Source organism: Streptomyces sp. WAC00040 (genome assembly GCF_056835925.1).
Genome location: NZ_JAKQZE010000005.1, coordinates 302738 through 317483 on the forward strand (window position 1 = coordinate 302738; position 14746 = coordinate 317483).

Annotated in this window: 8 protein-coding genes and 3 pseudogenes; 4 read left to right on the top strand and 7 right to left on the bottom strand. The window is 66.8% G+C overall.

Features of this window, described 5'->3' with window-relative positions; genetic code table 11:
• Window positions 1-7: 7 nt before the first annotated feature.
• The 6 genes from MDN94_RS36355 to eccD form a co-directional block, all read right to left on the bottom strand.
• Entirely contained in the window at window positions 8-2041 is a 2034-nt protein-coding gene (locus MDN94_RS36355; RefSeq protein WP_482730061.1) for a WXG100 family type VII secretion target, read from the bottom strand.
• Between the two features lie 30 nt (window positions 2042-2071).
• Window positions 2072-2605 (bottom strand): hypothetical protein, encoded by a 534-nt coding sequence (locus tag MDN94_RS36360; RefSeq protein WP_482730062.1) that lies wholly within the window; start codon window positions 2603-2605, stop codon window positions 2072-2074.
• 116 nt (window positions 2606-2721) lie between these two features.
• Complete coding sequence (locus MDN94_RS36365; protein ID WP_482730063.1) at window positions 2722-3015, bottom strand: WXG100 family type VII secretion target; 294 nt, start codon at window positions 3013-3015, stop codon at window positions 2722-2724.
• 37 nt (window positions 3016-3052) lie between these two features.
• Window positions 3053-3391: a WXG100 family type VII secretion target gene (locus tag MDN94_RS36370; RefSeq protein ID WP_482730064.1), complete on the bottom strand. Its 339-nt coding sequence runs from the start codon at window positions 3389-3391 to the stop codon at window positions 3053-3055.
• Between the two features lie 151 nt (window positions 3392-3542).
• On the bottom strand, window positions 3543-5018 hold the full coding sequence (eccB, locus tag MDN94_RS36375) for a type VII secretion protein EccB (protein ID WP_482730065.1): 1476 nt from the start codon (window positions 5016-5018) through the stop codon (window positions 3543-3545).
• A gap of 11 nt (window positions 5019-5029) precedes the next feature.
• A complete protein-coding gene (gene eccD, locus MDN94_RS36380) occupies window positions 5030-6463 on the bottom strand; it encodes a type VII secretion integral membrane protein EccD (protein ID WP_482730066.1) in 1434 nt (477 codons plus the stop codon).
• A 96-nt stretch (window positions 6464-6559) separates the two neighbouring features.
• On the opposite strand from eccD, the gene eccCa reads away from it, so the two are divergent.
• Entirely contained in the window at window positions 6560-10531 is a 3972-nt protein-coding gene (gene eccCa / locus MDN94_RS36385; protein WP_482730067.1) for a type VII secretion protein EccCa, read from the top strand.
• A gap of 118 nt (window positions 10532-10649) precedes the next feature.
• Here eccCa and MDN94_RS36390 read toward each other — a convergent pair.
• A pseudogene (locus tag MDN94_RS36390) lies at window positions 10650-11823 on the bottom strand (IS30 family transposase).
• 391 nt (window positions 11824-12214) lie between these two features.
• Between MDN94_RS36390 and MDN94_RS36395 the strand changes: the two are divergent.
• The 3 genes and pseudogenes from MDN94_RS36395 to MDN94_RS36405 form a co-directional block, all read left to right on the top strand.
• A pseudogene (locus MDN94_RS36395) lies at window positions 12215-12822 on the top strand (transposase); the annotation flags it as partial.
• A 154-nt stretch (window positions 12823-12976) separates the two neighbouring features.
• Window positions 12977-13237: pseudogene (locus MDN94_RS36400) on the top strand (transposase domain-containing protein); the annotation flags it as partial.
• A gap of 245 nt (window positions 13238-13482) precedes the next feature.
• Window positions 13483-14574 carry a transposase gene (locus MDN94_RS36405; RefSeq protein WP_482730068.1) on the top strand — a complete coding sequence of 364 codons (1092 nt, stop codon included), beginning with the start codon at window positions 13483-13485 and terminating at the stop codon, window positions 14572-14574.
• The last annotated feature ends 172 nt before the right edge of the window (window positions 14575-14746 follow it).

Sequence of the window (14746 nt, forward strand, 5' to 3'; positions counted from 1 at the left end):
GTCGCGGTCAGCGGCGCGAGTCGCGGCCGATGACACCACCCTGCACGTCCTGATCGGCTCCCCAGACGTCCTCGTCCTCCATGAGCCAGGTGGTGCGCTCGCGTTCACCGCCACCGGGGCGTTGACCGGTTCCGGCGCCAGCACCCATAGGGGGCATATAGGGCATGCCTCCGTAAGGCATTCCCCCCGGACCTGTGCCCCCGGGCCCCATGCCCGCCGCGCCTGGCCGGCCACCCGAGCCTGCACCCGTACCGATTGCCGCACCGGATCCCCCTCCGGCGCCGTGGCTGCCGGGCATACCCGGCTCCAGCCCCGCGCCACGGAACGACGGAGTGCCCATGGCGCCTGCCGATCCACGCACGGCACCTGGCAAACCCGGCCTATTACCTCCTTCAACGGCTGAAGCGTGCGGTCCCACGCCCGCGACACCCGAGCGCCCCAGGTTGGTGAACTCGGGCGCCAGCCGGTCGACACCGGTGGTCCCCGGACGACGCACCGAGGACGCGAGAGGACTTGTCCCAGCCACGGAGCGGAACTCCGGGCCGAGGGGCTGCAGCCGCACGGCACCCGCGTCGACCCCCCGGCCCGTTCCGGTCCCGGCCCTGGGAAGGTTCGCGGTGGAGAAGGAGGGACCGGAAAGGTTGGCGCCGGCCATCGTCCGCGTGGCGTTTCCGCCCGGCCCGGTGCCGAACATCGGAAGCGGCGGGATCATGCCGTGACTCCCGCCCTCCGGGGTACCGCCGTCGTACCTGCCCAGAGAACCTGAGCCACCGACCCCTGAGCCACCGGCCGTCGTCGAGGCGAACGGGTCTGTGAACGCTGGGCTGCCGAGGCCACCATGGGAATCGAAGCCGGGCATTCCGAAGTTCACTGCCGCCGAGCGGGCCGCCGCAGCATCGCCGCCAGCACCGACAGCCTCGTCAGCCCCTTCAAACCCTCCGAAGTCGACGGAGGGGCCGCCGGCCCCCCCGGAACCGGATCCGGCAGGACCGCCGCCGAACGCTCCGAACTCGCCACCACCAGCCCCATCGGTGCCGCCGAACTCGCTGAAGTCGGGAGTATCGTAGTCCGTGGTTCCGCCGGACCCGCCCGGACCGGATGTGCCGCCGGGACCGCCTAGGTCTCCGAGGTCGCCCAATGAAGGCGGGGGCGGAAGGCTGTAGTTCGACTCACCACGTGAACCACTTGGGCCCGAGATGTCCTTGTCGCCGTCCGGCTTCCAGTCACCGAACTCCATCGGATTGCCCGTGCCCCTCTCACCCTCGCCAAGGCGCTTCAAAGCCTCGTTCCCGCCCTTGCCGAAGAGATCCTTCAGCTCATTTGTGAGGTCACTGTCAAGGTTGCCGCCGGGTGGTTTGAGTGATCCCCCCGTTGCGGACTGACTTGGAGCAAATTTCACAGGCTCGGGTGCCGGCATATTGGCCTGGTGCACGCGGTATGTCGAGGCTAGATTTTGCAGCTGCTGCCGCATCAGGTTCTCCATCGGCCCCTGAAGGTCAGGAAAGGAACCGACGCGATACGCCTTTACACCGCCCCCCATTTCCTGCACCGCCGGAGCACCGTCGTGCGACGACGTCCAGATATTCCGCTCCACGGGGTGGAGCTGGTTCCACCAGATTTCAAGCTGGCGGCACGCGTGGTCCCAGATACGCAGGATGTTGTCCCGCGTTACATCCAAGGCCAACGCACTGCTTTGCAAGGACAACCGGTGTGAGTTGAGCAGCTCCGCCCGGTCGCCCAACGTGGAATTGGCGCTACGCAGCATCGTGGAGAAGGCGTCGGCTGCCCTTCCCGACCACCATTCCCCCACCATCACCTCATGGACAAGCTTGTCCATGGCGTAGCGGGTCTGGGCAAGCGCTTGCCCAGCGTCGCCGATTGCGGCCGCGGTCCGGAACAGCGATGTCGAGTCCACCGCAGTGAGGTCGGTCCCCCCGTACGCCTCCGACTGCCCCGTGAACACATTCAAGATGGCTCGAAAGTCCCACGTGGAGTAGTCGGTGTTGCTCGGGACGGTGTACTCGTTGTCCTGGTCGCCCACGGTGTTTCCTGCCTGTCGTTCGGGCTTGGCCTACGCACCGCCGCCTGCGGGGGGCTGGAGATTCAACGCAGCCCCCGCCTGCGCGAAGAGGCTCTGAAGGCGTCCGGCTATGTGCTTGTTGAGTTCTTCCACGCTGCTGTATTCCTTGGCGAGGTCATCGATCCTGTCGGCAACCTTGAGGATTTCCTTCCGGATCGTCACAGTGTGCTCGAGTACGTCCCTGACTCGTCCCTCTCTGCCCGAGCCCACGAGCTTCTTGAGATCTTCCCCGTCCGGAAAGCGACCGGCCCTGATCTGAGGAACGGACGCGAGTTCGCCCTGGACGTTTTCCAGGGGCTGCACCGCCATGCGCATGCGTTCGGCGAGCTTCCGCAGGTCGGCAGGGGATACCTTGACGGCGTCCTCACCCTTCTTGCTCCCTACCGCCGGCGCGAACCAGCCTCCCGGCAACGGCCCATCGGTCTGGTCCGTTTCAGGCTTGTCGCGATCAGATTTGCCGGACTCTTCCTTATCGGACTCAGAGTCCTTGTTCTCGTGCTGGAAGGACTGCTCGGATTCCGCCATGGGCTCTCCCCCAAATCGTCATCGAAAAAAGGTCGCTGTCTCTGTTGGTCCGCAACTGCCTCGTCCCCTGCGTCAGCAATGACACAGGGGACGAGAAGCCGACCGCCCGGGGAGGGCTACTTCCCCCACATGGCGGCGTTGTGCCGCTCCACGAACATGTAGTCACCTACGATGTTCTCCAGCGTGGCTTCCGACCTGGTCAGCAGTGCACGCATTGCCTCGCATGCTCCATTCCACTCGGCGCGCTTGATGCCGTACTGCTCCTGCGCCGATCCCTCCCACTGGCCTTTCAGCTGCTGCATCTGCCCATTCATGGTGTCCAGGTGTCCCTGGATCTCCACGGTTGCCTGCCGCAGCCCCTGGATGACCACTGCGACCTCGCTGAACCTCACGCTGTATTGCGTCGACATGACTGCCCTTCTTATCGGTTTTGCCTGCGAGACGGACCTACCGCTGGGGGTTCAGCGCGGACGAAAGCATCTCGGAGGACAGCGACTTGACCTGGTCGCGGACGACGTCCGAGTTGGCCTCGTACTGGAGGATGTTGCCGCCGAGGGTTTCCGCCATACCGTCCAGCGCGCGGACGATGCGAAGGAACTGTCCGTTCCACTCCTGGAGCACGTTCTGAAATTGAGCCGCAGCGTCTCCCGTCCAGCTCGCGGAGAGCGCACCGGCATGGCCGTCGACGCGGTTCCTGACGAGGCTCAGATCAGACGCTGTCTGCACAAGAGCTGCCTCGCCCTTGCGCATTGCAGCGGAATGGACGACGTTGTTGTTCTGCGACACAGATACCGCCTCGGGTCATGGGGCCGCGCAGCGCGAGTCACCCGTTTGTCTCAGTGCCGAAGCTATGGCCGGAGCGAGACCCACAACCAGGGCCCACAGGCTCAATTCGAAGGGATCGACACATCGGCTTCTCCGTCAATCGGCCAAAGAGTCATGGACGGTGTGCGCTTGAAGCCACGGGCTGACGGAACAGTGCAGCCTCAACGGCGAGTACTGGGCCCGTCGGCAACAGCGTCAGAACCCTCGCTGGGACAGCAATGGGAGGGGCCCCGCCATAGCCCAGGGCCGCGGCCACGTCTTCGGAAGCCAGCGGGAACCTGACTCCCAGATCGGTCACCAGGTACCACGTACCACCGGAAACACCGGGGGCCGGCTGGGCACGGGCCACAAGGCCGCTTCCAGGAGCCACAGTCACCTCTTCAGCTTGTGCGCCCTTGGCGACCGCTGGCTCGGAGGACCTGCTGGTGCCGTTCCGTCGCGCGTCTAGGGCGAGTTGCACCGTGGACTCACCGTCGGAGTGAAGGCCGATTCGGACGCACGGGGCGTCGGTGCGACCGATAGGGGCCTCAACCAGTAGGGGCGGGGAAGAAGGATGGCCGGCCGAATACATCTTCGTCTTCGACACCTGAGCGGACGCCGCATCCGCCGCCGCCGCCGGGATGGCTCTGACGTCTCCGCCAGGGTAGGCGCTCGCGCTCGCCGGGTCGCCAAGCAGCAGCGCAGCGTGCGTGCGCGAGAGCGGCGTGAGGCCGTCTCTGAGCATCAAGAAGTAGTTCGTTCCCTGGCCGGCCGCAGCCGAGGCGTCCACGGTCGAACCAACCGTATGCACCGAGAAGACTTGCCCGACCCTGGACCGTGTACTACCGACCCGCGGCCCCGGATCGCCACGGCCCGGCACCTTGGGGGCGCCGAGGTCCTTGCCGGCGGTAAGGGTGTCTAGCCACTGTGCCGACACAGGCCAAGGCTGAACGCTGCCGTATCCGAGGGCGACCAGTACATTCGCATCTTGCAACCGCAGGCGACGGTTCTGCCAGGCCAGGTAGAGAGTGCGGTCGGGGGCGCGGACCAGCATAGCCTGGTCGCTCGGCACAAGCGTGGGGTTGCGGGCGGGGTCCACCTCCAAAGTTGTGCGCGCCGGACCGTTCGCCCCGGCTGCGTCCGCCGGCATCGGGGAGCAGACGAGCCAGACACGGCCCCCCGCACTTTTCGGGTCAGGCAGCGAGTCCGGCGCGCCTGGTATGCCGATGGGGGCGCCGTGCGGCACACCAGCCAGCGACTTGGCCGATACCGACGTGACCTTGCCGGTCTCGCCGGTGACCAGGCGGGCAGAGGCATAGTTGAGGACTGGGTGCAATGTCCCGTCGATGTACAGGTACCTGCTGCCGGTCTCCTTCTCGACGATCACGGTTCCAGGGGCGCGCCAAGCCGTAGAGCCGCCGGGGAACATCAACCCGAACACCCAGAAGCCCGCCAGGGCGAGTCCGGCGACGAGCACCCCCCAAAAGCTGCCCACTGTGAAGCGGCGCATAGGGGTCTCTGGCGCGTCGGGCTCCGCACGGGTCAGGGCCGACACAAGCCGTCCGATGACGAACAGATGAGCTTGGAGCTGATCCTGCTTGGTCTGCATCAATGCCTCCGTCAGCCGCCGAGTGCGCGCATATATCCGTAAAGCCCGAGCACTTGGAACAACAGCGGAATCACGCTCAGCGCGAGCAGAGTCTCACCGATATCGGCGGCCCGGCCCCAGTAGGGAAGGAGCCGACGGCCGGGCAGCCTGCGCGCACCGGCGAGCAGCAGACCTGCGATGACGACAATGCCGCCCAGCTCCACGGCGAGTCGCACGCCGACGGGCAACGCCCCAGCGAGACTCGCCGCGAGCAGACCAAGTCCCCAGGTGGCCGGGACCACCGCCGCCAGCCGCTGCCATCCGCCGATCAATACCCGGCTACGCAGCAGCAACAGGGCACACACCACGACGACAAGAGAGAGCGTTGCCCAGCTGTCGGCCGTCGCCATCAGAGTGAGACATCCGGCCGCAACGCCACCGAGCGCGGCGAAAAGCGCGGTCATATACCGGTCGGTAACAACCACTTGGTCCAGCAGCGGCGCCGCCGGCACGGGATCGATGTCCTCCTGAAGGTCGTCCGCCCCCGTCGGGAGACTTGTTGTGCGCATGCGTGCGAGCCGGAACGACCATATGGGCACAGCGGCACCGAGGACGAGAGCAAGTACCACCAGAACCGCCGCTGTCTGAGTCCCGTCGAACCCGGACGCTCTGCCGACCGTGGCCCCGACCACAAGCGCGGCCCCGGCGAGTGCACCGGCCGTGAACAGCTGCTGGTTCGCGGCAATCAGCGGTACGCACACGGCGGACGCCGTGACGACGGCGCCTCCCGCGGCAAGCAGATGGGCTTCAGTCAGCGGGAGGAGCGACGATTCACCCGCGATGACAAGAAGCCCGCACAAGGCCGCGTACGGCAGGGCCGCAGCACCGAGCAGCGTGCCCGCAACGGCGTCACCGAGTGCACGGGAGGCCGCGCCGCCACCAAGCAGCAGTACTACCGCGACGATGCCCGTGGCCAGGGCCCGCGGATTCTCGGCGCCTGCCGGCAGCAGCACAGCAAGGCCGGTCGCGAGCGCGACGGCCATAAGACCGAGCAGGAGCTGCCTGGTCATCGTGTCGCGCCAGCGGTCCGGCCGGCCACGGATACCGCTGGAGATGCCGTCCACGAGATCATCGAAGTCCATCTCGGGCAGCACATCGTCCCGCGGTCGCAGCGTAACGGTGTCGCCGTCGCGGAGCCCGAGCGCCAGCGGGGTGCGGTCCTCATCGAGCGGTGCCCCGCCAAGCCTCTGGAGCACCCAGCCGCCATGCTCGAGTCCCGCATCGGCCAGCTCGCTGCCCGCGTGTCTGAGCAGCGTGGGCAACAGATCAGAGACGGTGACCCCGGCCGGTATTGCCACCTCCGCCTGTCCTGACGGTGCGACGACCACCAGCCTGCACATCTCTTCCGCAGCGTTCCCGCTCATGCTCGCTCGACTCGCTTCCGAACCTTTGGCGCCTTCTGGCACGTACCAAGAACAGGTGACCGGTCCACACGGGGGCGACGCGCCCCCTGTTTCCTGGTACGTCCGGCACCACAGGAAAGGTTCAAGGAGGCACACGCGGTGACCACAGTGGTGTTCCGCCGTCCACTGCGCAGGACGGGCCCGGAGCTGCCGGAGGCCGAGATAGCCCTTCAAGAGCCACCGACGCTGCCTGAGAAGCAGGGCGGCGGCATGTCGATGGCGCTGATGTACCTACCCATGGCGGCCTCTTCCGGCGCGATGGTCTTGATGTTCGTGCAGCCGGGCGCCCGCGTAATCAGCTACCTGGCCTCGGGCCTCATGGTGGTGTCGATGGTCGTCATGCTGCTCGGTCAGCTGACGAATGCCTCCTCAGAGCGCAAACGCAGACTCAAGGACGCCCGCCGCGACTACCTGCGCTACCTGACGCAGTCCCGCCGGCAGGCGCGAAAGGCGGCCAGGCAGCAGCACGCCTCGTTGTCATGGCTGCATCCCAACCCGCAGAGCCTGTGGTCAGTCGCGATGAGTTCCCGGCTGTGGGAACGGCGCATCACTCACGACGACTTCGGCGAGGTGCGCATCGGCTCGGGCGAGCAGCAGCTGGCAACTCGGCTCCAGGCGCCGCAGACCAAGCCGATCGAGGACCTGGAGCCGCTGTGCGCATCGGCGCTGCGCCGCTTCATCCGTGCTTACGCCCTCGTGCACAACCTTCCAAGGGCTATCTACCTGCGGGCGTTCGCCAGGGTTCTGGTGCGCGGCGATGAGGAAGTGAGGCGCGGGATGGTGCGGGCAGTTCTCGCCCAACTCGCGGCGTTCCACTCACCTGACAATCTGCGGATCGCGGTCCTGACCGACGACGAGCATAGGTCCGACTGGGAGTGGGTGAAGTGGCTGCCGCACGCACTGCACTCCGTCGAACACGACGCGGCTGGGCAGGCACGGCTCATCGCCGACAGCTACGGGGAGCTGGAACGCCTGCTGGGCGGGGAATTCACCGAGCGGCCAAAGTTCGATCCGACCGCCTCGCCGCAGAAGAACGAACCATATGTGGTGATCGTTCTCGACGGGGCAGCGGTGCCGCAGGGCGCGCGGCTCGATGAGTCCGGCTTCCGGAATGTGACCGTACTGGACGTGTCGGACACGCTGCGCTGGCGAGGTGACCGCGTGACGTTGCGGCTGCGCGTCACGACGGACGCCATCGAGACGGTGGCGACCGACCGTACCGGCAAGGAGACAACCACTCCGGCCGGACGTCCCGACACGCTGAGCGTACAGCGGTGCAGCACACTTGCCCGTATCGTCGCCCCATTCCGCATGGGCACCTCCAGCGAATCCTCGGACCCGCTCACCTCTGATCTGGAGCTCACCACCCTGCTGGGCATCACGGATGCGCGGTCGCTCGACGCCGAGTCGTTCTGGGGCTCGCGTTCGCCGCGTGAGCGGCTGTCCGTACCGATCGGAGTCGCAGAGGACGGAACGCCTGTCGAACTGGACATCAAGGAGTCGGCGCAGGGTGGAATGGGCCCGCACGGCATGCTCATAGGTGCCACGGGATCCGGCAAGAGCGAGCTGCTGCGCACCTTGGTGCTGGCTCTGGCTGCGACTCACTCGTCCGGAGAGCTGAACTTCGTCCTGGTGGACTTCAAGGGAGGGGCGACGTTCGCAGGGCTCGAGCAACTGCCGCACACCTCAGCAGTGATCACCAACCTCGCCGATGAACTGCCGCTGGTCGACCGAATGCAGGACGCGCTGCATGGTGAACTGATGCGGCGCCAGGAGTACCTGCGCAAGGCGGGGTACAGCTCCCTGTACGACCATGAGAAGGCCAGGTCGCAGGGGGCGGTGCTGGATGCTTTGCCGACTCTGCTGGTGGTGGTGGACGAGTTCAGCGAACTGCTGAGCACCAAGCGCGAGTTCATGGACCTTTTTGTCATGATCGGCAGGCTCGGCCGCAGCTTGGGCGTGCACCTACTGCTGGCGTCGCAACGGCTCGACGAGGGCCGCGTGCACCAGTTGGAGTCACATCTGTCGTACCGGATCGCCCTACGGACGTTCTCCGCATCGGAGAGCCGCAGTGTGCTGGGGGTGGCGGACGCCCACGAGCTGCCCTCCGCGCCGGGTAACGGCTACATCAAATCGGACATGAATCTGATCCGCTTCAAAGCGGCCTACGTCTCTGCCTCCTACCAGGGCAGCGAGCGCAGGCGGCCGCAGGCAGTAGTGGAGCGGCAGGTCGTAGGGTTCTCCTCCGGCTACCTCGCCCCGCTGGCACCGCTGAACGCTCCGGACGAGCAAGGTCCGGGCCCGAATGAGGACCAGAACGGGGAGACTCTTTTCGACGTACTGCTGGAGCGACTGCGTCGGCCAGGGCCGCCTGCCCGGCAGGTGTGGCTACCGCCGCTCGCCGCGCCGCCGAGCCTCGATCAGGTGGTCCCCCCGCTGTCACCCGACCCGGAGCTGGGGCTCACCCCCGCCGACTGGGCGGCACGCGGAGAACTGAGCGTGCCGGTGGGCTTCGTGGACCGGCCGTTCGACGGCGTACGCGAACTGCTTGTCGCGGATCTCGCTCATGGCGCTGGCCACGTCGGCATTGTGGGAGGACCGCAGTCCGGAAAAAGCACACTCTTGCGCACGCTGATCGCGGCACTCGCGCTGGCGCACACCCCTCTGGAAGTGCAGTTTTACTGCTTGGACTTCGGCGGCGGGGGGCTCGCGGCCATAGCCGGGCTCCCACATGTCGGTGGTGTGGCCTCGCGGTTGAACCCCGACCGCGCGGGTCGGATCATGGCGGAGGCGAGCGAGCTGCTGATTCAGCGGGAGCGAATTTTCAGCGAACGAGGTATCGAGTCCATGGCTGCATACCGGCGGATGCGCCGGGAGGGGCAATTCGAGGACGATCCGTTCGGTGATGTGTTCATCGTCATCGACGGCTGGTTCACGTTGCGGCAGGAGTTCGAGACGCTGGAGCCCGCCGTCACCGAGCTCGCCAATCGGGGGCTGACCTACGGCATCCATGTCGTAATCACGGCGTCACGCTGGTCCGAGATCCGGCCCTGGATGCGTGACCTGTTGGGCACGCGATTCGAGCTACACCTCGGTGACGCCATTGAATCAGAGGTCGGCAGCAAGATCGCCGCACTGGTCCCTGCGGTGCCGGGCCGAGGCCTCACCGCCGACGGGCATCACTTCCTGTCGGCCGTGCCCCGTATCGACGGCCGCGCCACAGGTGATCATCTGGCTGAGGCGACCCGCTCCCTGGTGGATGAGGTTTCCAAGGCCTGGAAGGGACAGCCCGCGCCATCCGTACGGATGCTCCCCGCTCAGGCATCGGTGCAGGATCTGCCCGAGGCCGGCGGCGACCTGCTGGTACCGCTTGGCTGGGACGAGCGGTATCTGCAGCCCGTGAGCCACGATTTTGAGCAGCATCCCCATCTCCTGGTGTTCGGCGACTCGGAGACCGGCAAGACGAACTTGCTTCGGCTGATCGCGCACGCAGTCGTACGGCGCCACGACCCCGCCGAGGCACGCATCATGATCGCCGACTATCGGCGTGACCTGTTCGAATGGATTCCGGAAGCAACCCGGCTCGGCTACGCCGTCTCGGGCTCCGCGCTCGCCGAGCTGATGGCGAGCACGGCAGAGACGATGCGTAATCGGCTGCCGGGCCCGGAAATCACCCCCGAGCGTCTGAAGCTGCGCGATTGGTGGACAGGTCCGCGGCTGTTCATCTTGATCGACGACTACGAATTGGTGGGCGGCGGGATGCAGGGACCGCTCGCGCCGCTGCTCGACCTGCTCCCGCAAGGCGCCGAGATCGGCCTGCATCTGATCATTGCCCGGTCCAGTTCCGGAGCGGCAAGGGCGATGATGGACCCGGTCGTCAGGCGACTGTGGGACCTCGGAAGTCCAGGAGTGCTGCTCTCCTGTGCCAAGGAGGAGGGCGTGTTCCTCGGGGATGCCCGACCGCGGCAGCTGCCACCAGGCCGGGCACAGCTCGTCACACGACGTGGGATATCGCTTGTTCAGACCGCCTACGTCGAGGAGCCGGCGCCTTCTCGAGAGCCTGCGGAGTGACCGACCCGGCCGTACGAGAATTGGGCTTGTGGGCCCAACCGCCTGCCTGGATGTGCCGCTAGCATCCCCGAAAGCCCCCGGCCGGAGGCGAATTCCAGGGGTCGCAGCAACACAGTGATCAACTGGCTGTGGCCAGGAGCTTAGCGAGACGCTCGGCTGGGGTTTCCCCGCCGAGCGTTTTGCGTGGTCGGCTGTTCAGCTCGGCGGCCAGGGCGTCCAGCTCGTCGCGGTTGTAGCAGGCCAGGTCGGTGCCCTTCGGGAAGTACTGCCGCAGCAGGCCGTTGGTGTTCTCGTTCGAGCCCCGCTGCCATGGGCTGCCGGGGTCGCAGAAGAAGACCGGCATGTCGGTGGCAGTGCTGAACTGCTTGTGCAGCGCCATCTCGGAGCCCTGGTCCCAGGTGAGGGAGCGTCTGAGCTGGGCAGGCAGGGCGGAGACGGTCTGGACGAGGGCATCACGGACCTGGGCGGGCTGGCGGCTGGCGGGCAGATGGACCAGGGCGACGAAGCGGCTGGTGCGTTCGACGAGCGTGCCGATCGCGGACTTGTGGGCCTTGCCGATGATGAGGTCGCCTTCCCCAGTGGCCGGGGATCGCGCGGTCGGCGACCTCGGCGGGCCGCTCGCTGATCATCACCATGTCCTTCGCCATGCGGGGCTGGCGCTTGTAGGACTGGCGGTGGGGCCGGCGCATCGTGCGGCCGGTCCGTAGGGCCTTGGTCAGTTCGCGGCGGAGTTCTCCGCGGCCCTGGACGTAGAGGACCTGGTAGATCGTCTCGTGGGCCACGCGCATCTCCGGCCGGTCGGGGAAGCGGGCCCGTAGAGCCTGACAGATCTGTTCGGGGCTCCAGCGGCGTTCGAGACGGTCCTGGATGAAGTCCCGCAGCTCAGAGTTCTGCCCGATCTTCCCCAGCTTCGGGCGCGGGCGGCGTTGCTCGGCACGCAGTTGGGCGGCATGAGGCCGGTAGGTCCAGTCCCTGCCCCGCCACAACGCTCCGTTGCGCCGTATCTCGCGGCTGATGGTGGAAGGGCTGCGGCCCAGCTCGGCGGCTATCTGCCGGATGGACGCCTCTTCCCGCAGACGGTCGGCGATGTGGACGCGGTCGGCCTCGCGCAGGTACCGCGACGGCTCTGTCGGCGGAGCTTCCACAGTGATAGGTCGCTTCGGCTTCCCCGTCGGCGGAGAGTGCCAGCCGTTGCGCCACCGCTTGCCGGTCCGCGGGTTGATGCCAACGATCCGGCAGGCGTCTCGATTGCTGTAGCCCTGCTGCGTGAGCTGGAGATATCTCCAGCTCACGCAGCAGGCGACTACCGCCCTCCGGTCCTCGGTTCTTCCGGATCTCGAAGTCCATCGCACCCCCTGAGCTGGGGTGTTGCGACGACCACTAGAACGGAAGGGACACCGGGGGCTTTCGGGGAATGCAGAGGGAGCACCACGATGACCAGGTCCGAAGGCATACCGCCGACCGCCTTCGTGGAGCATGATGTCGCTTCGGCCAGCCCGGAGACGTTGCGAGTCATGGTCAGGACGCTGTCGCGTGCACTGGCACGGGCGCAGGCCTCCGGCACCGCGGTATGCGGAGCCAAGTGCTGCCAGTTGAGCGCGCCTGACCGCGGCGACCTCCCCTTGTGGTTGCTCGAACGGCGCGGCAAAGCCGAGCAAGCACTGCTGTCGGTGATCGCGACCTCCTATCTGCAGGGTTCTGGGACTCACCGCACCGACTCCGTCGCGGGCGGCGCGCTTGTCGCGCACCCAGCTCCAGGCCGCCCTCAGACGGGCCGGCCGCAAGCGCTCCATCGAGGTGGAGGCCGACCGGCTGCGCGACGTCCTCCGCGCCGCTGGGCCCACCAGGCTCCGCTCATCGAAGACGCACTCGGCAAGCAGACGCTGGCCCTGCTGATCCATCTGGAAGCTGCCTGCATCGCCGCCGACCAGCTGGCCGAGGCGGTGGAAGAGGCGTTCCCTCAGCACCCGGACGCTGAGATCCTGCTGAGCTTCCCCGGGCTCGGCATCCAACTCGGCGCCCGGATCCTGGCTGAGATCGGGGACGACCACACCCGCTTCGCCGACGCCCGCGGCCTCAAGGCATACGCCGGCTCCTCGCCCATCACCAGGGCCTCCGGCAAGAGATCGTCCATCACCCGGCGCTAGGTCAAGAACGACCGGCTCAACCATGCCGGATACCTGTGGGCCTTCGCCTCACTCAGAGCATCCGGCGGAGCCAACGACCACTACCGGCGACGACGCGAGCAGGGCGACTGGCACGCCGCCGCACAGCGCAACCTCTTAAACCGCCAATGCCACGAAGTTACGCCGCGGCCACGGTGTCAAGGGTGGGTCCCAAATTGCTGGTTCGGTCTCTGACGGGGCGGATCGCCTGGTAGGAGGAAGCCGACCAAGACGTTCCTGACCAGGGGATCCGTTGTCGAGCCAGCTTCCCACCTGCACCATGACGCGCACTACCACCGTCGCCGCGGGCGCCTTCGCGCCGGGCCACCTCGGCGGGCTGACGCAGCACATACCGTTCAAGCTCGTCGATGATGTCCTCGAAGAGACCAGGATCGTTCAGGACCGCGTGCGTACGCTCCCGTCCCGGGTCGGCATCTACTTCGTCCTGGCCCTGGGCCTGTTTCCGAACCTGGGCTACCGACGTGTGTGGGACAAGCTTGTGGCCGGCTTGTCGGGCATCGAGTTGTGCACTCCCTCGGAAGCCGCCCTGCGGCAGTTGCGCCGACGTCTGGGGCCGGAGCCGCTGAGAGTTCTGTTCGACGTTTTGGCGGTGCCGCTGGCGCGGCCCTCGACGCCTGGCGTTTGCTACCGGCGCTGGCGGACCGTGGCGTTCGACGGCTGTAGTTCCCTCAAAGCTCCTGACCTGCCACGCATCCGGGCCCTGCTGGGCAAAGTCCGGCACCACTGGGGCATGTCCGGCTATCCGTCCTTGAGGCTGACCGTGCTATGCGAGACCGGGTCCCGGGGCCTGCTCGGCGCGGTCTTCGGCCCGTCCGAGAACGGCGAGACCGTCCAGGCGGCCGGGCTGCTGCCGCGGTTGACACCGCAGATGCTCCTGCTGGCAGACCGGGCCTTCGACGGCGACGTTTTCCTTCGCGCCGTCGCCGGCACCGGCTCTCAGTTCCTGGTGCGGCTGTGTGCCCACCGGCGCCCCGCGGTGCTGGCAGTACTCCCGGACGGCTCCTACTCACGCGCTTCCATGGTCTGCGCGTCCGTGTCATCGAAGCCGACATCACCCTCACCACCAGCAGCGGACAGCGCATCACGGGCCGCTACCGGCTCGCGACCACTCTCACGGATCATCGCTGCGACCCCGCCGAGGTCCTGGTCCGCCTCTACCACGAACGCTGGGAGATCGAGTCCGCCTTCTACTCACTGCGACACACCTTGCTGACCGGACGGGTCCTGCGTTCCCAAGACCCGCGCGGACTCGAGCAGGAGGTGTGGGCTCTGCTCACTCTCTACCAGGCGCTGCGCATGGCAATGGCCGAGGCCATCGAGTCCGTCACCGGAGCCGACCCGGACCAGGCAAGCTTCACCGTCGCCCTTCAAGCCGCCCGCGACCAGGTAATTCGCGCAGACCATATCCTGCCGCTCCCGTCGAACTGCACCGCCAACGGCATTTCCACTGCGGTCCTGTCCGCTCTATTGCCGCCCAGGCGCTCACGCACCAGCGCTCGCAAGGTCAAGTGCCCGACATCGCGCTATCCGGCGAACCCGACCAGCGAGCATCCCCTGACCAGCCAGAGTGTCACCAGCCTCGCCATCGAGATCCACGCCCAGACCCCATCATCCGCAGCACACGGCCGCAGCGGTCAACGCAACCAAGTCCTCCAGCACATGCGAACCTCACCTCATCGGTCCTGGCACGCGCGCGAGCTGGCCACAGCCCTCAACTTGAACCATTACGACAGCTTCTGCGTCCAACTGGGCCGCTGGACACGCGAGGGTCTCCTCAAAAAGATCGCGAACGCGACCTACCAGCTCGCCCCCGAATGCCTACCGCCTCAGGCTTCGCCCACCGACGGCAGCCCTTGACGTGGCGACTGCGGCGCTAACTTCGTGGCATTGCTTTAACCGCATGATCGGCCAGCTCTACCACTGCCTACAGCATCGCAAGCTGTTCGACGAGCAAACCGCCTTCCCCACCCCACTTGCCGTTGCCGCGTGATGGCTTGACACCGTGAGGCGTCTACTACGACAGATGCCG

What these genes read in the sequence shown, in the direction of transcription:
- eccB (WP_482730065.1), bottom strand. Translation starts at nt 5,018, where the DNA reads ATGCAGACCAAGCAGGATCAGCTCCAAGCTCATCTGTTCGTCATCGGA.
- MDN94_RS36365 (WP_482730063.1), bottom strand. Translation starts at nt 3,015, where the DNA reads ATGTCGACGCAATACAGCGTGAGGTTCAGCGAGGTCGCAGTGGTCATC.
- MDN94_RS36405 (WP_482730068.1), top strand. Translation starts at nt 13,483, where the DNA reads ATGCGAGACCGGGTCCCGGGGCCTGCTCGGCGCGGTCTTCGGCCCGTC.
- MDN94_RS36360 (WP_482730062.1), bottom strand. Translation starts at nt 2,605, where the DNA reads ATGGCGGAATCCGAGCAGTCCTTCCAGCACGAGAACAAGGACTCTGAG.